We start from the raw sequence: 20,766 nt of genomic DNA, 5'->3' as shown, positions 1-20,766 counted from the left end.
TCGGCGGCCCGGCACGCACCCCGGGCCGCCGAGTCCACCACGATGAAAATGCGTACCTGAGCCAGGCCACCATGGGTGGAATCCCTCCCCCCTCACAACCCCGGGCTTCTGTGCGAGGCTGCAAGTCATGAACCGCAATCCTCATCTGAACGAGCTGGGTGAGTTCCTCAAGGCCCGCCGCGCCGAGGTCAGCCCTTCCCAGGTCGGACTCCGCGAGGGGCAACGGCGGCGGGTGAGCGGTCTGCGCCGCGAGGAAGTAGCCCTGCTCGCCGCGATCAGCACCGAGTACTACACACGGATCGAACAGGGCCGCCTCCAGGCATCGGCACCCCTTTTGAACGAGATCGCCCAGGCACTCCGCCTCAACGACGACCAGCGCACCTACCTCTTCGACCTCGCGGCGAAAGGGACGCCGCGCCCACCCACCTCGGGCGACCGTCAGCAGGTGGACACACAGCTGCAGCGCATGCTGGACGACCTCACCGCCTCCCCCGCCTTCGTCATCGGCCGGCGCACCGACATCCTGGGCTGGAACCGGCTCGCCGCCGCCCTGTGGACCGATTTCGGACGCTACCCGCAACAGGAACGCGTATTCGTCCGGCTGCTGTTCACCGAACCCTGGATGCGCGAGCTGTACACCGACTGGGAAGAAGTCACCCGGCTGGCCATCGCCCAGCTGCGCATGGAAAGCGCACGCTACCCCGGCGACGAGCGCCTCACCACCCTGGTCGAGGAACTCTCCACCCGCGACGCACAGTTCCGGCAGTGGTGGACCGCACACGACGTCGCCATGCGCGGCAAAGGCGTCAAGAAACTCCGTCACCCCGTGATCGGCGACCTCACACTCGACTGGAACACCCTCACCTGCGGCACAGACCCCGACCAGCACATCATCGTATGGAACGCCGAACCCGGATCCCCCTCCCACGACGGACTACGCCTCCTGGCCTCCTGGGCCGCAGACCACAAACGGACCGCGTCCGACACCGTCACCTGAGCCCTCTCCCACGTGCGTCCGCAGGAGGAGAAGTCTTTCCCCCTGGCCAGGGCTGCCCCGCTGAACAGGATTCGCCTGCATGGGCTCGAAAAAAATCAGCGGGCATTGCTGAACGAGCGCATCTCACCGGCCTGCCTCCCATACAGAGCCCCGCCCGGCGGAGAATACGGCCTTTGTCACGAGCGACTTCCCCGGCGGCGCGATCGGCTCGACCGCCGCCCCGGTGCTGTGGGCGACGGTCGGCTGAACGGCTGTGACCACCGTCGGCATGCTCCTCAGCGGCTTCGTCCACGCCCGTCTGGGCGCTCTGACCGCCGGAACCGCTCGTTCCGCCCTCAGGATGAGCCTGCCCCAGACTGCCCCACACACTCGCTCTCATCGGCATGCCACAGCGCGACCGGGAGGAGCATCGCATCTCTCACCGGTGCTGGTGTCATGGGGGGAGGGATTCGTCCCTCCTATGACCGCATCCCAGCCAAGAACCTTCCCCTTTTCCCGGCGTGCGCGAGACGAAAAGGTCGGACACCTCAACGACCGCATGCCGAGCAGTGAGGTGCTTCGAATGAAGGCTGTAGGTTTCACGGAATTCGGTGGGCCGGAGGTGCTTCAGATTCTTGAGCTGCCCGCCCCCGATGCCGGTCCGGGCGAGGTGCGCATCCGGGTGCACGCCGCGACCGTCAACGCGGTCGACGCCCTCCAGCGCGGTGGACCCGCCCGGTCGCCGGACGCCCAGCCGCCGTTCGTTCCCGGCATGGAAGCCGCCGGGGTCGTGGACCAGATCGGCACGGGTACGGACACGGATCTGAGCGTCGGCGACCACGTGATGGCGATCGTGCTCCCCGACGGCGCGCACGGCGCCTACGCCGAGCAGGTCGTGGTCCCGGTGGACTCGGTCGTCCGTACCCCTCACGGCGCGACCGACGCACAGGCCGCGTCGCTCCCGATGAACGGCCTGACCGCGCGCCTCGCCCTGGACACGCTCGGCCTGGAGCCCGGCCAGACCGTCGCGATCACCGGAGCGGCCGGTGCGGTGGGCGGCTACGCCGTCCAGCTGGCCAAGGCGGACGGGCTGCGGGTGGTGGCCGACGCCTCGGACCAGGACGAGACCCTGATCAAGGAACTCGGTGCCGACGTCGTACTCCGTCGCGGCGCCGAGTACCCGGACCGGGTACGCGCCGAGATACCTGACGGCGTCGACGGACTCCTCGACGCCGCGTCGCTCGGCGCCCTCACCGCTCGGGCGGTACGCGACGGCGGCCGAGTGGTGACACTGCGCGGCTACGACGGCCCTGGCGAACGAGACATCGTCTTCCAGCCGATCGTCGTGTTCCGCTACGCCAGGGAGCGCGCCAAGCTCGACCGGCTCCGACAGCAGACGGAGGAAGGCAGCATCACGCTGCGGGTCGCGAAGATGTTCCCGGCGAAGCAGGCCGCCGAAGCTCACCGGCTCCTCGCCACAGGCGGCGTACGGGGCCGACTGATCCTGACGTTCTGATCCGAGGGCCGTATGGGCACAGGGGCGGCCCTCAACGCCACCTCACGGCTGCGGCCGGACATGGTACGAAGTCCGGCCGCAGCCGCGCGGAATCGGTCAGAGCCGAAGCACCCGTTGGACACTTCGCGAGGAGCCGCACCACCCTGGTACCGGTGCTACCCGTGGCACTGGTGGCCACGATCTTGGGGGCCGGTACCGCTCATCCATCTCGGGGAGTCCGGAGAGGGGAGCGAGCAGGGCGCTCCCCTCTCCGGACACGCACCACGCGGTGAAAGCGTTCACGCCCGTCAGCTCCGCCGACAGCTCCCACAGGCGCGCTGCGTGCTCGGGGTCGATCGCCCAGTCCTTCACACCGCGCAACTCACCGTCCGAGGGAGCGGGATCGGTGATGTCGCGGTCCTCCACCAGGTAGAGGCCGGTCAGGCCAGCCAGCCGGGGGGACGTCGCCGCCCACACCTGCGCTGTCTTGGGGCCGACGCCCATGAGTGACTGCAGTGTTCCGGTCTCAGCCCGTGCCCGCACCTCGCCGTCGGAGCCCCCGCCGGCGGCCGACGACCGCACGGAAGACACGCACGCTGCAGGGGGCGCCAGGCACCGCTCCGGCAGGAAGGCGATCCGGTTCAGCGCCCCGGCGGGGTCCATCGCCACCTACGCTCAGGGGCGGCACGACGGCGCGAGCCGACTGCCCCCGTCGCGGTCAGGCTGCCGCATCACGTGCCGACTGATTCGGGTCCGCATTCCACGACGCGAGGAAGAGGAGTCCGTCATGGGACGGGGTCCCGGGCGCGGCGGTCGAGATCACCAGCTTCTGTGCGGGGTCGGCTGTGCAGGTCAGGCTGTCCCAGTCGAGGGTGAGGTCGCCGACGAGCGGGTGTCGCAGCCTCTTGGTGCCCATTCGCAGGCCAATCATCTGACGGCCGGCCCACCACTGGCGGAAGTCGGTGTCGGCCACCGAGAGCTCGCCGACGAGTGCGGCCAAACCGGGATCGTCAGGGCGCCTTGCGGCCTCCAGGCGCAGGTGGGCGACGCAGGTCCGAGCGCTCGTCCTCCAATCGAGGCAGAGCTCCCGGAAGGCGGGGTCGGTGAAGAGCAGCCGGGCGTAGTTGCGCTTCTTGTCGGGGATCCGGTCGAAGTCGGTGAGCAGAGCGGCGGCCAGAGGGTTCCAGGCGAGGATGTCCAGGTGTCGGCCCAGGACGAGCGCGGGAGTCGCTGTCAGCTCGTCCAGGATGCGTCTGAGCTGCGGGTGGACCTTCTGCGCCGGTCGGCGGCGCGGTTCATACCCGCCGCTCGCGGCCAGCTCGAACAGGTGGTCGCGCTGGTTGTCATCAAGGTGCAGGACACGGACCAGAGCAGTGAGCACCGACCTCGGCACAGGGGCGCGCCCCTGCTCCAACCGCGCGTAGGAGTACGCGCTGATCCCCGCAAGTCGGGCGACCTCCTCACGGCGCAGGCCCGGCACGCGCCGAGGTGTGCCGGACTCGGGCAAGCCCACGGTCCGCGGGCTGAGTTGGGCTCGGCGCTTCTTGAGGAATTCTCCCAGTTCAGACAAATGCGCTTCGCTGTACATAGCAGTCAGTGTCGCAGCATTCACCCGAGAAATGAGGGGGAGAGTTTTTTCCCAGGTTCGGTAATTCACCTTGTTCCTCCCGAGTGCGCGGCGCCGGATCAGACCGGTCGACCGGCCCGGCCGGCGGGCCCGCCGAGTTGACCGGAGGCCCGTGAGGCGAGGTCACGCAGCCCGTCGTACGACGGCGTGCCGGGTTCCGCTGTCCAGACGACGAGTTCCTGATGGGGATCGCTGCCGCAGGTGAAGGTGTCCCAGTCGAGGACGAGTTCGCCGACGACGGGGTGGTGGAACCTCTTCATGCCCAGCCTGCGCGACGGCATGTGACGGCTTCCCCACCACTGCCCGAAGTCCCTGTCCTGCACGGATAGTTCGCCGACCAGACTGGTCAGCCGCGGATCGTCCGGGTATTTGGCGGCCATCATGCGCAGATGGGACACGCAGCCACGGGCAACGGCCCGCCAGTCCGCGTACAGCGTCCGCATGGACGGATCCTCGAAGAGGATCCGGACGCAGTTCCGCTTGTCTTCCGGCACCTTCGCGAAATCGGTCACCAGGGCGGCGGCGAGCGGATTCCACGCCAGAATGTCCATACTGCGGCCGATCACCACGCCGGGGCTCACGGAGAGATCGTCGAGTAGGCGGCACAACTGCGGGTGCGCCTTCTGTACGGCCGGGCGACGGTGTCGCGCCCTCTGCCGGCCGGCCAGCTCGAACAGGTGGTCACGCTGGTGATCATCCAGATGCAGGACATGGGCGAGAGCGGCCAGCACTGACGCTGACGGCTGGATGCGGCCCTGTTCCAGCCGTGTGTAGTAGTCGACGCTGATGGCGGCGAGCAGGGCAACCTCCTCCCTGCGCAGGCCAGGTACACGCCGACCACCGGTGTCGGGCAGACCGACGGTGCGCGGGGTCAACTCCGCCCTCCGCACCTTGAGGAATTCTCCCAGCCCGTTCAGATGCGCGTCGCTGGTCATGTCAGCGAGTCTCGCACCGCTCGGTCTGTACGAGGGGGGTAAGAATCTCTCCCCTGGATAAGGGATGCCGAGGATGGAATTCTCCCCTTTGCTGATTCCTTCAAAGGCGGCACGCTCGATGGCGTGTTCGGCGACCAGAATCGGTCTGCGGAGAGCATCCACCCGAACAAGCGGGACGCCCAGCCCCCGGGACAGAATTACTTTCCGCACGTCACCGATATCCCGTATTTCCATGCTGCAGGCGGAGGAGGCGAGAAAAACAGTGCGGACGGATGTCACCTTCGTCAGCAACGGCCTGACGCCGGCCGGTCACCTTCACACGCCCGACGCCCGCGTCGGACACCCGCTGGCCGCGATCGTGGTCATCCGCCCGTGGGGTGGGGTGAAGGAGCAGACCGCGGGGCTCCACGCCCGGCGACTGACCGAGCACGGCTTCACCGTCCTCGCCTTCGACACCGCCCACCAGGGCACGAGTGAAGGCGAACCCCGTTTCCTGGAGAACCCCGTCCAGCGAGCCGAGGACATCCAGGACGCCGTCAGCTACCTCAGCGCCCAGAAGGACGTCGGCCCCGACTGCATCGGTGCGCTGGGCATCTCCACCGGCGGCGGCCACGCGTTGTACGCCGCCATCGGTGACCAGCGCATCAGGGCCGTCGGCACGGTCAGCGCCGCCTGCATCGGCAGCCTGCTGCGCGACGGGTTCGGCGGCGGTCAAGGCCCGGCCGTCTTCCGCGATCCCCTCGCCCGCGCAGGCCTCCTGCGTACGGACGAGGCTCGCGGCGAGCCCACCCTCCTCGAACACATCGTGCCCGAGGAAGTCGACGCGACGACGCCGGACCACCTCCGGCAGCGGTACGAGTACTACCGCCGCGCCGCACGAAGTGCGCACCTGCGGTCCGAGAACGCGTGGATGCTGCGCAGTGTCCACCAGACGCCCAGCACGGCTCCTCGCCAGCATCGAAAGCCTCGCTCCGCGCCCGCTGCTGATGGTCGCGGTCAGCGAGGCCGCCACGGCCCACTTCAGGCGAAGGACCGTCGAACGGGCCGGGGGAACCGAAGGAGTTGTTCTGGATCGACGGCGCTCCCACTTCGACCTTTACGACAAGGACGAAGACGTTTCCCCGCCCTCGCCAAGCTCACCTCGTTCTTCGGTGAGCACCCGTCCCCACCCCCGGTCGAAGGCCGGGCAGCCTGAATCCCCCCACACACGCAAGGAGCACCACCCATGTCCGAACGGAAGAAGTTCGCGCCGCCGGCCATCCAGGAGCTCGCTCCCAAGCTCGCGGAGCTGACCGACACCGTCCTGTTCGGCGACATCTGGGAGCGGCCGGGACTGTCCCCGCGCGACCGCAGTCTGGTCACCGTCACCGCTCTCGCCGCCTTGTACCGAACCGACCAGCTCGGCTTCCACCTCGGCAAGGCACTGGAGAACGGCGTGACCAAGGACGAACTGGTCGAGGCCATCACGCATCTGGCCTTCTACGCCGGATGGCCCAACGCCATGACCGCGATGACCCAGCTCAAGGAGACCGTGGAGAAGTCCGGCCAGTCCAGCTGAGGGCTCCTCCGCCCGCACGCACCCCCACATCGCGGGCTCCCCCACACATCGCCGCCACACGGGCCGGCGGAACTGCTGAAGCGGCCTCCCACCATGAAGCTCCCTGCCGAGTGGTTCACCGGCGACGTCATCCACACACCCTCGGGTGAGGAGCACTGGCACGGGGCCGCGCCGACCACTTCATGGTCCATCTCGCGCTGTGGGAGACGGACGACGTCACCTGGCTCGAGCACGTCGCGGACCGACGACTACCACGGCCCGCGCGCCAGGACCCGTACCCGCCTCTGACACCACGACAGACCCGACAAGAGCTGAGAAGGCATCATGAGAGCAACCGTCATTCACGCACCCGGTGACATCCGGGTGGAGAACGCTCCCGAGCCAGGGATCACGGCACCGACGGACGCGGTCATCCGTACGGTCGCCGCCTGCGTGTGCGGCTCCGATCTGTGGAGCTATCGGGGTGTCCTGCCGGTTGTTGAGCCGCAGCCGATCGGCCACGAGTACGTCGGCATCGTCGAGGAGGTCGGCAGCGACGTATCAAGCGTCAGGCCGGGCCAGTTCGTCATCGGCTCCTTCGTCGCCTCCGACAACACCTGCCCGATCTGTCAGTTCGGCTACCAGACATCGTGTCAGCACGCGCAGTGGGTGAACGGGGCCCAGGCCGAGTACGTCCGCATCCCCCTCGCCGACGGCACCCTGGTCACCGTGCCGGAGCAGCCGGCCGAGGAGCTGATCCCGGACCTGCTGGCCCTGTCCGACGTCATGGGCACCGGCTGGTACGCCGCCAAGGCGGCCGAGGTCAAACCGGGTTCGACGGCTGTGGTCGTCGGGGACGGCGCGGTGGGCCTGTCCGGCGTCATCGCCGCGAAGGAACTGGGCGCCGAACGCGTCATCGCCATGAGCCGGCACGCCTCCCGGCAGAAGCTGGCCCTGGAGTTCGGCGCCACCGACATCGTCACCGAGCGCGGCGAGGAAGGCATCGCCCGCGTCAAGGAACTGACGAACGGCATCGGCGCGGACTCGGTCCTCGAGTGCGTCGGCACCCAGGAGTCGATGCACCAGGCCCTGCAGTCCACGCGCCCGGGCGGCAACGTCGGCTTCGTCGGTATGCCGCACGACGTGCAGATCGACGGCCAGCAGCTCTTCTTCTCCCACGTCGGGCTGCGCGGTGGCCCCGCCCCCGTGCGCGCCTACCTTCCCGACCTCATCGAGCGTGTCTTCAGCGGCCGCATCAACCCGGGCAAGGTCTTCGACCTCACCCTGCCCCTGGACGAGGCCGCAGAAGGCTACAAGGCCATGGACGAACGCCGCGCCATCAAGACGCTGCTCCGTCCGTGACCTGAAGCCCGGCGGTGGTGGGCGCGGGATCAGCCGCGCCCACCACCGCCGGCACCAATCAGCGGCGGCGCCTCCCATCGCCGCCACCCGGCAGAACGGACCGACAGTCATGGCCAGCGAGGCGATCGCCGCCGTCCAGGCGTTCTTCGATGCCCTCGGCACACGCGACTTGGAGCGGATCCTCTCCCACTTCGCTCCCGACGCGACGTGGACGATCCCGGGCGACCCGGCACTGACGCCCTGGGCCGGGTGCCGCACCGGGCCGGAGGAGATCCGGCAGTCCCTCGCCGCGTTCTTCGCCGCCGTCGAGCCGCTCGCGTTCGAGCTGCGGACCATGGTGGAGGCCGACGGACAGGTCCTGGCACCGGGCCGGTACGCCTCCCGGTTCCATCCCTCGGGACAGGTGATCGAAAGCGAGATGATCCTGCGTTTCACCGTGGCCGACGCCCTGATCACCGACTACCGCGTCTTCGAGGACTCGCTCGGCATCACCCGGACCTACCTCGGTGAGCCTCTCACCACCATTGCCGCCCGACCACAGGTCCAGCTGCCGCGGCCGGTCGACGATCGTGACGAGCCGCTTCGCGGCCTCGCAGGATCACCAGGAGATCGGAGCACACCGATGACGACATGGACGAGCGACGAGCTCGACCGCATCGCCGGGGCCGACGAACTGGAGGTGGCGCCGCTCCGCCGTGACGGCACCCTGCGCCGGCCCGTGCCGATCTGGGTCGTCCGCGAGGGTGACGCCCTGTACGTCCGCTCCTTCCGGGGTACGGACGGCGGGTGGTGGCGCACGGCCCGCACGCTCCATCAGGGGCACATCCGATCCGGCGGCGTCGACAAGGACGTCACCTTCGCCGACGTGGCGGACTCCCAGATCAACGACCGCATCGACACCGCGTACCGCACCAAGTACGGCCGCTTCGGCGACGCGTACATCAATCCCCTGGTCGCGGCACGCCCTACGACCCTGAAGCTGGTGCCCAGATGAGCAGGACGCGCCCGGTGGAGGCCACTGGACTCCCTCCAGTAGCCCGCCCGACCCAGGAGCAAGCCCCATGATCGGTCTCGAACTCGTCGTACTCCTGGGCGTGGCCGTGCTGGTCGGCCAGTTCGTCGCGCAGCGCCTGGGCGTCGCACCGCCCGTGGTGCTGCTCGTCGTGGGTGCCCTGGTCGGGCTGGTCCCCGCCGTGCGCCAGACACAGCTTCCCCCGGAAGTGGTGCTGCTGCTCTTCCTGCCGGTGTTGCTGTACTGGGAGAGCCTCACCACGTCCATGCGGGAGATCCGTACCAACCTGCGCGGAATCGCGCTGCTCAGCACGGTCCTGGTGATCCTCACCGCGGGCGCCGTCGCGGTCGCCGGTCACGCCCTCGGGCTGCCGTGGGGGCCGGCGTGGGCGCTGGGTGCGGCCGTGGCTCCCACCGACGCCACGGCAGTGGGCGTCCTGGCGCGCTCGCTGCCGCGCCGTCAGGTCACGGTGCTGCGTGCCGAAAGCCTCGTCAACGACGGCACGGCGCTGGTCATCTTCGGCCTGGCGGTCGGCATCACCGTCGGTGAGGAACACCTCACCCTTCCGCATGTCGGAGCGCTGTTCCTCCTGGCCTACGGCGGAGGGGCCGCGGTCGGTGTGGCGGTCGCCTGGGTCAACATGAACCTGCGGCGACGCCTGGACGATCCCCTGCTGGGCAATCTCGTCATGATCCTTGCCCCTTTCACGGCGTATCTGCTCGCTGAAGTGATCCACGCCTCAGGCGTCCTCGCGGTCGTCGTGAGCGGGCTGATCATGGCCCAGGTGGCGCCGAGCCTCATCCGCGCCGAGCACCGCCGCCAGGCCCTGGCTTTCTGGCCGCTGCTCACCTTCATCATCAACGGCACCCTTTTCGTCCTGGTCGGAGTGGAACTCCAGTACGCGCTGCGCCACCTGAACCGGTCCGACCTCCAGGACGCCCTGATCGCGATCGGAGTGATCAGCGTGGTGCTGGTCGCGGTCCGGTTCGCGTTCCTGTTCTCCTCCGCCTACCTGATCCGCCTGATCAACCGGCGCCCCGAGCAGCGGATGCGGGAAATCAGTCACCGGGCCCGTGTCGTCAGCGGGTTCGCGGGCTTCCGTGGCGCGGTGTCGCTCGCCGTGGCGCTCTCCGTACCGGAGGTCCTCGACTCGGGTGCGCCCTTCCCCGACCGTGCCTTCATCGTCTTCGTCACCTCCGGCGTCATCGTCGTGACACTCGTGGTGCAGGGACTGCTGCTGCCGGCCGTGGTGCGCTGGGCCCGACTGCCACGCGACACCTCCGTCGACGAGGAGGAGGTCCTCGCCGACACCACAGCAACCAAGGAAGCCATCCAGGCGCTCCCGCAACTCGCCGACGAACTGGGCACCACCCCGAAGGTCACGGAGTGGCTGCGCCAGGAGTACGAAGCCCACCTGGCGACCGTCAGGGCCAAAGACGCGGGCGCCGAAGGAGAACTGGCCCTGCTCCACAACCGCCACTACACCGACCTCCGCCTCGCCCTCATCGCCCACAAACGCGCAACCGTCGTCCGCCTGCGCGACGAACGGCACATCGACGACACCGTGCTGCGCCGACTTCAGGCCGCCCTGGACAACGAAGAGGTGCGGCTGGCCGGACGCGAACAGGTGGAGTGAGCCGTGCTCGGCGCCCAGCCGCGCCCTCGCCCCAAACCGACGAGAAGGGATCCCCGTCATGTCCTCCGGCCTCATCGACGTCCACGCCCACCTCCTGCCCGACTTCTACGTCCAGCAGGCGACAGCCGCGGGCCACACCCACCCCGACGGCATGGGAGCCTGGCCGTCATGGTCCGTGCAAGCGCACCTCGACCTGATGGACCGCAACGGCATCGACACCGCCATGCTGTCCATGTCCTCCCCCGGCGTGCACTTCGGCGACGACAAGGCGGCCCGCCTCCTGGCCCGGCACGTCAACGAGTACACCGCCGAACTGACCCGGGACCATGCGGGCCGCTTCGGTAACTTCGTGTCGCTACCGCTTCCGGACGTGGACGGCGCGTTGGAGGAGATCACCTTCGCCTTCGACGAACTCGGCGCCGACGGCGTGGCGTTGCTGACGCATACGCACGGTGTGTACCTGGGCGACCAGCGCCTCGACCCCGTCTTCGCGGAACTCGACCGCCGGCAGGCCGTGGTCTTCCTGCACCCCACCTCACCGGTGTGCTGGGAACAATCGGCGCTCGGCAGACCACGGCCGATGGTCGAGTACATCTTCGACACCGCCCGCACGGTCACCGACCTGGTGATGGCGGGCGTCCTGACGCGTCATCCGAACCTGCGGGTGATCGTCCCGCACTGCGGCGGCGCGATTCCCGTCCTGGCCGACCGCATCAACGAGTTCATGCGGCTGTTCCTGCCCACCCAGGAACCGCCCGCCCCCGATGCCGTGCAACAACTACGCGGCCTGTACTACGACATGGCCGGCACAGCCTTCCCACGCCAGGTTCCCGCCCTGCTGAACCTCGTCGATCCGGACCGCGTGCTCTTCGGCAGCGACTACTGCTGGACGCCTCCCCCACTGGCCGACGCCCACATCGCGGCGATCGACACGGCCGAGTCACCGGTGGAAGGAACCACGTGGCGTTCCCTGACGACAGCCAATGCCCAACATCTGTTTCCGAGGAAAAGACGGTGAACGCAAGCCGCCGCCCAATGGATCCGGCCGCGGGGTTCGGCGATCCACCCGACGAGTTGCTGTTCGGGCTGAGGCAGCCGTAGCGACCGGCCATGCGGCGGCGTCCGCCCCCGCCCCCAAAAGGTCGCGATTCCCTCCCCCGGTGATTCCGGAAGAGGCTGCCGTGATGCGGGGGCGACACAATTCCGGCCCGTTGGGGGGTGATGTTCGGGTTCGACGCCCCCTACACCGCGGTCGGCCCTCGGGCCAGAGGGCCAGTCGTACCACCGGGACGGGGGCGGGAGGGTGAGGTGATGCCCGCGTCGATGCCGACCGCGGCCGTGGCGTCCGGTGCCGGGGGGATCGTGTCGTCTCAGAGCAGGGAGACGAACCAGCGCCCCGCCGCGTCCCGGGACACGGTCACCGTGGACGGGACCGCACCCTCGGGCAGCGGACGCGACCACACGATGGCCAGCGGCTCGCGCATCTTGGCGAGCGTAAGCCGGCCTTCGCGGTAACGGAACGCCGAGCTGGTGTACTCCGCCGAACGCCGGGACCTCTTGCGCGACTTGAACCGCGGGTACTTCGCCCGCCCCTCGAAGAAGTGGGTGAACGCGCCCTGCAGATGCCGCAGGCACTGCTGCAACGGCACCGAGGACACCTCGGAGAGGTAGGCGAGTTCCTCGGTCTTCTTCCACGCGGTGAGCATCGCCGAGGTCGCGTTGTAGTTGACCCGCTCCCGGCGCTGGAACCACGCGATGGTCCGGGCTTCCAGGGCCAGGTTGTAGACCTTGCGCACGCACCCGAACGTCCGCGACAGCTCCGCCGCCTGCGCATCGTCCGGGTAGAAGCGGTACTTGAACGCCCGCTTCACACGAATGGTCATGATTCAGAAACTATCGCATCAGCTTGTGACTGCCCGACGGGTCGTCGACGGCGGGCGGTGAGGTTCCCCCTGCCAGCCGGACAGCTTGATACTGGGACGGATGGTCCCGGAGGAAGCAGTCACAGGTAGTGAGCAGCAAGAGCAACATGAGTAAGCGGTACACGGCCGAGTTCAAGCGGGACGCGGTCGCCTTGGCGTTGTCCTCGGAGAAGACGGTCACCGAGGTCGCGAGGGATCTGGGCGTGAGTCCCGAAGGGCTGCGCGGGTGGGTGAAGCAGGCGAAGGTCGACCGCGGTGAGGGACCCGCCGGGGCTTTGACCACTGCGGAGCGTGAGGAGTTGGTCCGGCTGCGGCGGAAGGTTCGCGAGCAGGAGGCCACGATCGAGGTTCTGGGAAAAGCGACCGCCTTCTTCGCTCAGGACAAGATGAGGTAGACACCGTGGCACGGTGTCGTTTCATCGATGCGGAGAAGGCATCGGAGGGTAATCCTGCAGGTCACAGCGTTGCGTTTCTGTGCCGTGTGCTGGGAGTGCCCCGTTCCACCTACTACGCGCACAGGGCGTCACGGCCGGCCCGGTCGGTGCGGGAGCGGGCCGAGGAGGTGCTGGTGGGCGAGATCCGGGTGCTTCACGCCGGATCTCGCGGCGCCTACGGGGCCCCGCGGATCCACGCCGCCCTGCGGCGGGCCGGGCGGGTGGTGAACTCCAAGAAGGTCGAGCGGCTGATGCGCAAGCACCGGATCGTCGGGATCACCCGCCGTCGGCGGCGGGGCCTGACCCGGCAGGCGAAGCGGGCGGTGTTCGCGCTCGACCTGATCGGCCGGGACTTCACCGCGCCCCGGCCCGGGATACGGCTCGTCGGCGACATGACTGAACTCAGCACGCTGGAAGGGAAGTTGTATCTGGCGACCTGTATCGATCTCGCGACGCGGGAGGTGGTCGGCTGGGCGATGGCCGACCACCACCGCGCCGAGCTGCCGGTCGCCGCCTTGCGGATGGCGGCCGGGCGTGGCGGCCTGGAGCAGGGTTGCGTCATGCATACGGATCGCGGCAGCGAGTACACGAGTGACGAATTCCGCAGCGAAATACGCAAGTTGCGCATGAGGCAGTCGATGGGGCGCGTCGGCTCTTGTTACGATAATGCCGCCGCGGAAAGCTGGTTCGCCATCCTGAAAGCGGAGATCGGGACGACCATGTGGGAGACCCGCAAGGCCGCCCGGGCCGACGTTTTCCGCTACATCGAGGTCGAGTACAACCGCAGCCGGCTCCGTCGACACCCCGACTACGGGTACGTCACCCCGCTCGAAACGAGATCCTTGCTCAGGCAGAACCTCGCCCCGGCAGCGTAAACACCCGCTGTCCAGTTCGCGGGGGGAACTTCACTGTTGACGTTGACTGCCGCGAAGCCGCCCGCTGAGGCCGTTATGTGCATGGATTCGTCACTGATCCCTGTCCACATGAAGTGCTTCCGGTACTCGCGCCAGCCCTTCCGGGTGAGGGCGTAGGAACCGAACTTCCATCCCTCGATGCGTACGAGTTTGTGTTTGACGGGTTCCGCGAGGACGAGCAGGGCGTCGGCGCGGTTCCAGTGCCGCTCATCGAAGTAAGGTGCCAGGCGGACTCGGGTACCGAGGCTCGGAGATCTTCGGCAGATCTCCTGGAACGCCTGCTTCTGGTAGACGTCCAGCCGATCCATGCTGATGGACAGGGTGGGGAGCCGCCAGGCGTGGAGCACGGTTCGGGTCTTCCGGAACAGTCCGTATGCGGTCGCGGCGCACAAAGCCAGGACAACAATCTCCACGCGGGCTCCTGCTTCTCCTGACTATGCAAGTCCCCTGATTTTATGCCGAATTGGCCCTCGCGGAAATGGTGGAACCACCTCGATCGCACCCCGGGTGTGAGTAGTTGGCGTACAGGAAATCCCGGTGAGAACGATCTTGCTGGAGTTTCAGCCTTGTTCAGTCTCGGCCGTCGGCCGCCACGATGGCCCCGGCCTTCACGCCGTCCAGGAACGACCAGGCGCCGGCGAAGTGCATCGGACCGTTGCCGATCAGGCTCCGCATACCGCGGACGGTCAGACTGATCTTGTTCTTCGGCACGTCCATCTGGGCCCCTGTGATGTCGGGGTAGAACGAGTCCTGGCTGAGCTGGGTGGCTGCCAGTTCAGCCCACGTTGCGCTCCTGAAGCCACGTCGGGGCGACTTGGAGATACGCCCCAGTATCCGTCAAAGGCGCTTTGCAGTGATGACCAACGGGCCGTCGTAGTTGTTGAACACCAGCACCAGCTTCTTGCCATCCCAGGTGATGGGGACCTGGCTTTGGTCGGTGTCGTAGCTCCACTGGATGGTGGTGGACTCCGAGTCTGAAACTTGGGAGGGCAGTGGCGTCCCGACCCCGCGCGTGGGTCCGGCGTTGTTCTCACGCTCCTGTGCCGAGACCTCCAGGACGCCGCCGGTGAGAGCGTAGGTTCCGTACAGTTCCCGCGTGAGCGGGCCGTCCTCGCCGGGTGAATCTGTTCCTTCCGACAGGTCCCACTTGCCATCGGCGACAGTGAGGGTGCACTCGCTCCCCTGCGCGGTGAGGTTCCATTTGCCCTTGGCGAAGGCTTCGATCGTGTTCCCGGCGACTCCTGAACCGCCCTCGTCGCCCCCGCACGCGCTGAGCATCGTTGCGACCAAACCTAAGTCGGCGTACTTCAGAGCCGATCGGCGTCCCACTACTGACGCCAACTGCCGCACTTCCCCGATCACGATGAACTCCCTGCGACGCCGACAGAGCATGGACATGACGAGAGGTAGATACCCAGCAGCCTGACACGCCGGCACGTGATCACGCTATGTGAAGCGCTCATCGATTACTGCCCGGTCAGCGATACCGGGGTCCGGCAGCACGCGGGGGCGCTGCGCGGGGAGCCAGGTGGCGTTCGCAGCGGGCGGCATCAGCTGCCGGGGGCGTGGAGCACGTCCAGGACGCGCTCGCGCCAGCGCATCGCCCAGTGGACGCAGTTGGAGCAGCTCTTGTCCAGGAGCCCTGCGGGTGCTCCTCGCTTTTCCAGCGCGGCCCGCAGTGCGACGTGGACCAAGTCGAACCCGGACGCCATGCTGCCGCTCCCGGCTCCCGGTCCACTGCGGCGTACCCGCTCTGCCCGGCGTAGACCAGGTAGACGGCAACTTGGGCGTTCTCGATTCTGCCTGCTGCCTGCGGTACCGGTGTACTGGCGCTGGACGCCGACCGTGCCGATACCCTTCTTCACATCGCCGGTCTCGTCGACCACCAGCACCGCCCGCTCGTCATGCAGGTGCTCCACCACGTATCCGCGTACTTCGTCGCGGACGGCGTCGGCGTCCCACTTGGCCCGGCTGAGCAGGTGTTGCATGGCATCCGGGGTGGCCTCCCCGGCCCACTCGGCGATCGTCCAGCAGTTCGTGCGCGGCAGGTCCGACAGGAGCCCGAGCACCAATCGCCGCGGCGCCGGGGCTCGACCCGCTTGAACCGGCCCGCGATCCGGCCCATCAGGCATTCGAACGCCTCTTGCCATCGAGCAGGGTCTACCCTGTGACCTGCGGCCACCGCATGATCTTCAGTCTTCACATACCGATGATCAACGGTGGCCGTACTCGTGTCGTCGGCAGGCCCATGAGCCCGTTCGGGCTTGCGGGGGAGCGCTATATACCGCGGCTGCCGTCGAGGTTCTCACGAATGATGTCCGCATGACCGGCGTGCCGGGCAGTCTCCTCGATCAGGTGGAGCAGGACCCAGCGCAGATTCCGGTCCGCCAGGTCGGGTCGACTGCACGGAGCCTCCAGTGATAGGCCTGCGATGATCTCCCGTGAGATGGCCACCTGCTCCTCGAAGAAGGCCGTCCAGTGCTTCACCGTGTCCTGCTCGTCGACACGGAAGTCTTCGTCCCTCCAGTCCGGGGCCTCCGCTTCGGGCCACTCATTGGGAAGTGCCCGTCCCGCCACGATGATCTGAAACCACCTGCGCTCCCAGAGGGCCGAGTGTTTGAGCAGGCCCATCAAGGACAACGAGCTCACCGTCGGAGTCATGCGGGCATCCGCGTCAGAGACACCGTCGACCTTCCTGAGCAGATCGGCGCGCTGCTTGTCGAGAAAGCCGCAGAGGGCTTCCCGCTCGGTAGAGGTCGAGAACTGGTTGGCTGTCATGTCCCGGGACGCTACTGGATCATGAGGACAGCTCCCCGGCCGGTGCTGCCCGCGGGTGCTGCTGCGTAGCTGTCCAGCACGAAGATCACGATCTACAACTGGAGTACAAACCACATCCGCTGTCGCCTGCGCGTGCGCCCTGGATTCCCTTTCCGCCGCTGGCCCGTGACCAGCGGGGTGCCCCAATTCACGCGCTACGTGGTGCCAACAGCGCAACATCCGAGGATGGTTGACCGTTCATCTGTATGTGGCTGCAGAGGGGACAGTGTCCCCGGGCCTCACCTCCAGCCCATGGGGAAGGATGGCCGACGAGCGGGCTGTCGTCCTGGTCACCCACAATTTCTTTCAGCTGTACGCATCTGTCTCACCACACCGGCATCGCCTCCGCCCGCGACGGCTCGCGCACCCTGGTCCACGGCGTCAACTCCACGGACGCCAAGGGCCAGGAGATGAACGAGGTGGCGCGGAACATCATGGTGGCGGCCTACGGCAACCCCTGAGCGCTCGGGCGGGCAGTCCCGGAGCGCTCGGGGGAATGCGCCGGGTGGCACGAGTGGCGGCGGTGGAACCAGTCCGACCGCCGCCCCGGGTACCAAGCCGTCGCGCGCGCCTCAGTCCGCCTTGAGGGCGGTGAGGACGTTCAGCCGGGCCGCCCGGCGGGCGGGCCAGAGTCCCGCCACCACGCCGACGAGTGCGGCGCCCGCGAGGGCCACGGCCATGCGGCCCCAGGGGATGACCATCTCGTACCCCTGGATGCTGTCGGAGGCGATCCTGCCCGCGGCCCAGCCGACGAAGATGCCCGCGCCGATGCCCAGAAGAGCCCCGAACAGCGAGATGAGGACGGACTCCAGGTGGATCATCCGCTTGGTCTGCTCGGGCTGGAGCCCCACCGCGCGCAGCATCCCGATCTCACGGGTGCGCTCGGACACGGACATCGCGAGGGTGTTGACGACTCCCAGGACAGCGATCACCACAGCCATGGCAAGCAGCCCGTACAGGATGTTGAGGAGCAGGGCGATGTCCCCGCCACCGGCGGACTCGGCCAGGCCGTCGGTGTTCCGCAGCCGGATGAGGGGGTTCTGGTCGAGGGCGCGCCGCAGGGACCGCCGTACCGTCTCGCCGTCGCCGTCCTTGGTGTGTACCAGGACCGAGGTGTCCTCGATCTCCTTCAGATGGGGCTGGAGGGTGGCGAGCGGCATCATGGTGGCCGGGAGGAATTCGTCGTTGTGGTAGATGCCGCCGATCCGCAGGGTGCCCCGGCTGCCGTCGCCGTAGACCACCGGAACCCGCTGGCCCATGGTCCATCCGTAGATGTCGGCCGTGGAGGTGTCGATCAGCAGGTTCTTGCCGCCGCCCACGCTCAGTGCCGCGAGCGACCCCGATGCGAAGGTCGGGTCGAGGAGGTCGCCGATGCTCCGGGCGTCCACACCGGTCAGGTTCACCTCGTCGCCGCCGATCCGGACGGCGCTCTGGCGCTGCGGGCTCGAGGAGGTGACGGCCGTGGACTTCGCCAGGGTGTCATGGACCGACGCCGGCAGGTAGCCGCCTCTCCTCGAGGAGATCTCGAAGTCGGCCGTGACGGTGTTCTCGGCCCGCTGGTGCAGCGATGTCGTGGCGGACACCGCGACCACCGTGAGGCCGGTGACCATGGACAGCCCGATCATCAGGGCCGAGGCCGTGGAGGCAGTGCGCCGGGGATTGCGCCGGGCGCCCCGCGCGGCCAGCGTGCCCGGGACACCGAAGCGGCGCAGGAGGGGCCCGGCCAGGGCGATGGCCGGGCCGGAGAGCGCCGGGGTCACCACGATGATGCCGATGAGCAGCAGGGCGGACGGGACGAGGACGATGGTGCGGCCCTGCTCGCCGCTGGACGCCGTGAACACCACGCCGAGCACACCGATCACGATCAGGGCGACACCGATGGCGTTGCGCCTGCGGAGGCTGCGGGCCGGCGGGGGTGTGTGGAGCGCGGACATGGCGGCCACGGGAGGCACGGCGGCGGCGCGGCGGGCCGGCAGATAGGCGGCGAGCATGGTGACGACGACGCCCACCAGGAACGAGACCAGCACGGTGCTCGGAGCGACGATCAACGGCCCGTCGGGGAAGCCGGATCCGGTGGACGCGAACAGCTGCCGCATGGTCATGGCCACTCCGATACCGAGGAGGAAACCCGCGGCCCCCGCGCTCAGCCCCAGCAGGGCGGCCTCGATGAGGACGGAACGGGTCACCTGGCGGCGTTCGGCGCCGACGGCCCGCATCAGGGCCACCTCCCGCGAACGCTGGGTGACCAGCATGGTGAAGGTGTTGCCGATGACGAAGATGCCGACGAACAGGGCGATGGCCGCGAAGACGAGCAGCACCTGGCTGAGCCCGGCCGCCCCCTCGGCGGCCTCGGCCCGCTGCTGCTCTCGCAACTGCGCCCCCGTGCTGATCTCGGAATCTTTGGGCAGCAGGTCGCGCGCCTCGGCCGCGAGCCGCTGCTCGGAGGCGCCGCGCTCGGCCACGAGGGAGAAACCGTCGTACTGACCCGGCTTCAGCAATAGTTTCTGCGCGGTGGCGTCGTCGAAGAACACCGAGGTGCCGCCGGAGCCGGAGGTGTCGTCGGTGCGGACGATGCCGACGAGTTTCTTGTGCAGCACCGGCCCGTCGATGGCCAGCCGGACGGTGTCGCCCACCTTGTAGCCGCCCTGGTCGGCGGTGCTGGTGTCCACCAGCACCTCGTCGGGCCCGGTGGGGGCGCGTCCGGTGGTCAGCGGGTGGCGGTTGTCCTTGCCGTCGGCCTGGGGGAAGTAGTTGCCCGCCATGGCCACGTTGTCCTCGCCGAGGGGGCGGCCGTCCTTCGCGGCCACGGCGGCGAACCCTTCGACGGAGCCGGTCACGGACGCAACGCCGGGCAGCCGTTGCAGACGCCGTAGCGTGTCCTCCCCCACGGTTCCGGGCTCGCCGGATTTCTCGTCGAACGGCGGTGTGGCCTGGACCGAGACATTGCGCAGGGTGGTGAGGTAGCGCTCCTTGTAGGCGTTGCCGACGGTGTCGGTGAAGACGAGGGTGCCCACGACGAAGGCGACGCCGAGCAGAACGGCGAGCATGGTCATCAGCAGGCGGGCTTTGTGCGCGAGGACGTTGCGCAAGGCGGTGCGGAACACGGGCGGCCTTCCGGGGGTGCCGGGTGAGGGGTGCTCGGAGAGCGGGACGCGCGTCAGGCGCGGGACGTACGCGCGTCAGGCGCGGGACGTACGCGCGTCAGGCGCGGGACGTACGCGCGTCAGGCGCGGGGAGCGGACGTCAGGCGCGGCGTGGGCGTCAGACCTGGTGCGCGGGTGTCAGGCGTCCCATGCGCTCCAGGACGGCCTCGGCGGTGGGCGCGTGGAGTTCGTCGACGATGCGCCCGTCGGCGAGGAAGACAACGCGGTCCGCGTAGGAGGCGGCGACGGGGTCGTGGGTGACCATGACGACGGTCTGGCCCAGCGCGCTCGTGGAGCCGCGCAGGAACTCGAGGATCTCGGCCCCGCTGCGGGAGTCCAGGTTGCCGGTGGGCTCGTCTGCGAAGACGATGTCGGGCCGCCCGGCCAGCGCGCGGGCGACGGCGACGCGCTGCTGCTGGCCGCCGGATAGCTGGCCGGGCCGGTGGTCGAGCCGGTCGGCCAGGCCGACGGTCTGGATGATGCTCTCCAGCCAGGCCCGTTCCGGCTTGCGGCCCGCGATGTCCATGGGGAGGGTGATGTTCTCCACGGCGCTCAGGGTGGGCAGCAGGTTGAACGCCTGGAAGACGAAGCCGATGCGGTCGCGGCGCAGCCGGGTGAGCTGACGGTCGTTCAGGGAGCCGATCTCCGTGTCGCCGAGGCGGACCGACCCGAAGGACAGCGAGTCAAGACCGGCCATGCAGTGCATCAGGGTGGACTTCCCCGATCCGGAGGGACCCATGATCGCGGTGAACTGGCTCCGGACGAAGCCGACCGTGACCGCGTCGAGGGCCACCACACGGGTGTCCCCCGTGCCGTACACCTTCGTCAGGTCGGTGGCGTGGGCCGCGTAGCTCTCCGGGGCGGAAGGGGGCAGGTTTGCGTGCATGCCGATCCTCGGTGGACGCTCGATGGATTGCCCCTCGTGGCAGAGGGTGTCGCCGCTGATGGCGACCTCC

At 68.5% G+C, this 20,766-nt stretch carries 18 protein-coding genes and 4 pseudogenes; 11 read left to right on the top strand and 11 right to left on the bottom strand.

Annotated elements, in window-relative coordinates; all coding sequences use genetic code 11:
• The first annotated feature begins 127 nt into the window (after nt 1–127).
• The gene (locus tag OG622_RS49385) at nt 128–997 is read left to right on the top strand and encodes a helix-turn-helix domain-containing protein (RefSeq protein WP_371583931.1); all 870 of its coding nucleotides are present in this window, start codon (nt 128–130) and stop codon (nt 995–997) included.
• 562 nt (nt 998–1,559) lie between these two features.
• Nucleotides 1,560–2,492, top strand: a complete 933-nt coding sequence (locus OG622_RS49380; protein ID WP_371583930.1) for an NADP-dependent oxidoreductase — start codon at nt 1,560–1,562, stop codon at nt 2,490–2,492.
• Nucleotides 2,493–2,762: 270 nt separating this feature from the next.
• Here OG622_RS49380 and OG622_RS49375 read toward each other — a convergent pair.
• The 3 genes and pseudogenes from OG622_RS49375 to OG622_RS49365 form a co-directional block, all read right to left on the bottom strand.
• Nucleotides 2,763–2,951: pseudogene (locus OG622_RS49375) on the bottom strand (oxidoreductase); the annotation flags it as partial.
• Nucleotides 2,952–3,189: 238 nt separating this feature from the next.
• Complete coding sequence (locus OG622_RS49370) at nt 3,190–4,059, bottom strand: helix-turn-helix transcriptional regulator (protein ID WP_371583929.1); 870 nt, start codon at nt 4,057–4,059, stop codon at nt 3,190–3,192.
• A 98-nt stretch (nt 4,060–4,157) separates the two neighbouring features.
• A complete protein-coding gene (locus OG622_RS49365; protein WP_371583928.1) occupies nt 4,158–5,033 on the bottom strand; it encodes a helix-turn-helix domain-containing protein in 876 nt (291 codons plus the stop codon).
• Nucleotides 5,034–5,265: 232 nt separating this feature from the next.
• Between OG622_RS49365 and OG622_RS49360 the strand changes: the two genes are divergently transcribed.
• The 6 genes from OG622_RS49360 (at nt 5,266) to OG622_RS49335 (ending at nt 11,598) form a co-directional block, all read left to right on the top strand.
• Nucleotides 5,266–6,228 (top strand): alpha/beta hydrolase, encoded by a 963-nt coding sequence (locus OG622_RS49360; RefSeq protein WP_371583927.1) that lies wholly within the window; start codon nt 5,266–5,268, stop codon nt 6,226–6,228.
• A gap of 30 nt (nt 6,229–6,258) precedes the next feature.
• Nucleotides 6,259–6,591 carry a carboxymuconolactone decarboxylase family protein gene (locus OG622_RS49355; RefSeq protein WP_371583926.1) on the top strand — a complete coding sequence of 111 codons (333 nt, stop codon included), beginning with the start codon at nt 6,259–6,261 and terminating at the stop codon, nt 6,589–6,591.
• Between the two features lie 324 nt (nt 6,592–6,915).
• Nucleotides 6,916–7,932 carry a zinc-dependent alcohol dehydrogenase family protein gene (locus OG622_RS49350; protein ID WP_371583925.1) on the top strand — a complete coding sequence of 339 codons (1,017 nt, stop codon included), beginning with the start codon at nt 6,916–6,918 and terminating at the stop codon, nt 7,930–7,932.
• Between the two features lie 109 nt (nt 7,933–8,041).
• Nucleotides 8,042–8,926, top strand: coding sequence for a DUF2255 family protein (locus OG622_RS49345; protein ID WP_371583924.1), 885 nt, complete (start codon nt 8,042–8,044; stop codon nt 8,924–8,926).
• Between the two features lie 67 nt (nt 8,927–8,993).
• Complete coding sequence (locus tag OG622_RS49340) at nt 8,994–10,580, top strand: Na+/H+ antiporter (RefSeq protein WP_371583923.1); 1,587 nt, start codon at nt 8,994–8,996, stop codon at nt 10,578–10,580.
• Nucleotides 10,581–10,638: 58 nt separating this feature from the next.
• On the top strand, nt 10,639–11,598 hold the full coding sequence (locus OG622_RS49335) for an amidohydrolase family protein (protein WP_371583922.1): 960 nt from the start codon (nt 10,639–10,641) through the stop codon (nt 11,596–11,598).
• A 286-nt stretch (nt 11,599–11,884) separates the two neighbouring features.
• Here the strand turns inward: OG622_RS49335 and OG622_RS49330 are convergent.
• A pseudogene (locus tag OG622_RS49330) lies at nt 11,885–12,463 on the bottom strand (RNA-guided endonuclease InsQ/TnpB family protein); the annotation flags it as partial.
• A 128-nt stretch (nt 12,464–12,591) separates the two neighbouring features.
• Here OG622_RS49330 and OG622_RS49325 point away from each other — a divergent pair.
• Together OG622_RS49325 and OG622_RS49320 are read left to right on the top strand one after the other, a co-directional pair.
• Nucleotides 12,592–12,897: a transposase gene (locus OG622_RS49325; protein ID WP_371572347.1), complete on the top strand. Its 306-nt coding sequence runs from the start codon at nt 12,592–12,594 to the stop codon at nt 12,895–12,897.
• A 5-nt stretch (nt 12,898–12,902) separates the two neighbouring features.
• The gene (locus tag OG622_RS49320; protein ID WP_371583921.1) at nt 12,903–13,811 is read left to right on the top strand and encodes an IS3 family transposase; all 909 of its coding nucleotides are present in this window, start codon (nt 12,903–12,905) and stop codon (nt 13,809–13,811) included.
• Here OG622_RS49320 and OG622_RS49315 read toward each other — a convergent pair.
• The 5 genes and pseudogenes from OG622_RS49315 to OG622_RS49295 form a co-directional block, all read right to left on the bottom strand.
• Nucleotides 13,745–14,263: a hypothetical protein gene (locus OG622_RS49315; protein ID WP_371583920.1), complete on the bottom strand. Its 519-nt coding sequence runs from the start codon at nt 14,261–14,263 to the stop codon at nt 13,745–13,747. The two genes, OG622_RS49320 and OG622_RS49315, sit on opposite strands and share 67 nt — an antisense overlap.
• Nucleotides 14,264–14,420: 157 nt before the next feature.
• Nucleotides 14,421–14,567, bottom strand: a complete 147-nt coding sequence (locus OG622_RS49310; RefSeq protein ID WP_371583919.1) for a hypothetical protein — start codon at nt 14,565–14,567, stop codon at nt 14,421–14,423.
• 120 nt (nt 14,568–14,687) lie between these two features.
• Entirely contained in the window at nt 14,688–15,212 is a 525-nt protein-coding gene (locus OG622_RS49305; protein WP_371583918.1) for a hypothetical protein, read from the bottom strand.
• A gap of 364 nt (nt 15,213–15,576) precedes the next feature.
• A pseudogene (locus OG622_RS49300) lies at nt 15,577–15,975 on the bottom strand (transposase); the annotation flags it as partial.
• A gap of 152 nt (nt 15,976–16,127) precedes the next feature.
• Nucleotides 16,128–16,628, bottom strand: coding sequence for a DinB family protein (locus tag OG622_RS49295; protein ID WP_371583917.1), 501 nt, complete (start codon nt 16,626–16,628; stop codon nt 16,128–16,130).
• Between the two features lie 365 nt (nt 16,629–16,993).
• On the opposite strand from OG622_RS49295, the pseudogene OG622_RS49290 reads away from it, so the two are divergent.
• Nucleotides 16,994–17,128 (top strand): annotated as a pseudogene (locus OG622_RS49290) (peptidase); the annotation flags it as partial.
• A 111-nt stretch (nt 17,129–17,239) separates the two neighbouring features.
• Here the strand turns inward: OG622_RS49290 and OG622_RS49285 are convergent.
• Both OG622_RS49285 and OG622_RS49280 read right to left on the bottom strand, forming a co-directional pair.
• Nucleotides 17,240–19,771 carry an ABC transporter permease gene (locus OG622_RS49285; protein ID WP_371583916.1) on the bottom strand — a complete coding sequence of 844 codons (2,532 nt, stop codon included), beginning with the start codon at nt 19,769–19,771 and terminating at the stop codon, nt 17,240–17,242.
• A gap of 157 nt (nt 19,772–19,928) precedes the next feature.
• Nucleotides 19,929–20,696 carry an ABC transporter ATP-binding protein gene (locus OG622_RS49280; RefSeq protein WP_371584461.1) on the bottom strand — a complete coding sequence of 256 codons (768 nt, stop codon included), beginning with the start codon at nt 20,694–20,696 and terminating at the stop codon, nt 19,929–19,931.
• Between the last annotated feature and the right edge of the window lie 70 nt (nt 20,697–20,766).

The sequence above is a fragment of the Streptomyces sp. NBC_01314 genome, assembly GCF_041435215.1.
Lineage (GTDB): Bacteria > Actinomycetota > Actinomycetes > Streptomycetales > Streptomycetaceae > Streptomyces.
The sequence above is the reverse complement of the archived record's forward strand: the minus strand, read 5'-3'. Positions and strand labels throughout refer to the sequence as shown.

Excerpts from the sequence above, each read along its gene's own strand:
- OG622_RS49385 (WP_371583931.1), top strand. The coding sequence starts at position 128 with ATGAACCGCAATCCTCATCTGAACGAGCTGGGTGAGTTCCTCAAGGCC.
- OG622_RS49380 (WP_371583930.1), top strand. The coding sequence starts at position 1,560 with ATGAAGGCTGTAGGTTTCACGGAATTCGGTGGGCCGGAGGTGCTTCAG.
- OG622_RS49370 (WP_371583929.1), bottom strand. The coding sequence starts at position 4,059 with ATGTACAGCGAAGCGCATTTGTCTGAACTGGGAGAATTCCTCAAGAAG.
- OG622_RS49365 (WP_371583928.1), bottom strand. The coding sequence starts at position 5,033 with ATGACCAGCGACGCGCATCTGAACGGGCTGGGAGAATTCCTCAAGGTG.
- OG622_RS49360 (WP_371583927.1), top strand. The coding sequence starts at position 5,266 with ATGCTGCAGGCGGAGGAGGCGAGAAAAACAGTGCGGACGGATGTCACC.
- OG622_RS49355 (WP_371583926.1), top strand. The coding sequence starts at position 6,259 with ATGTCCGAACGGAAGAAGTTCGCGCCGCCGGCCATCCAGGAGCTCGCT.
- OG622_RS49350 (WP_371583925.1), top strand. The coding sequence starts at position 6,916 with ATGAGAGCAACCGTCATTCACGCACCCGGTGACATCCGGGTGGAGAAC.
- OG622_RS49345 (WP_371583924.1), top strand. The coding sequence starts at position 8,042 with ATGGCCAGCGAGGCGATCGCCGCCGTCCAGGCGTTCTTCGATGCCCTC.
- OG622_RS49340 (WP_371583923.1), top strand. The coding sequence starts at position 8,994 with ATGATCGGTCTCGAACTCGTCGTACTCCTGGGCGTGGCCGTGCTGGTC.
- OG622_RS49335 (WP_371583922.1), top strand. The coding sequence starts at position 10,639 with ATGTCCTCCGGCCTCATCGACGTCCACGCCCACCTCCTGCCCGACTTC.
- OG622_RS49310 (WP_371583919.1), bottom strand. The coding sequence starts at position 14,567 with ATGGACGTGCCGAAGAACAAGATCAGTCTGACCGTCCGCGGTATGCGG.
- OG622_RS49295 (WP_371583917.1), bottom strand. The coding sequence starts at position 16,628 with ATGACAGCCAACCAGTTCTCGACCTCTACCGAGCGGGAAGCCCTCTGC.
- OG622_RS49280 (WP_371584461.1), bottom strand. The coding sequence starts at position 20,696 with ATGCACGCAAACCTGCCCCCTTCCGCCCCGGAGAGCTACGCGGCCCAC.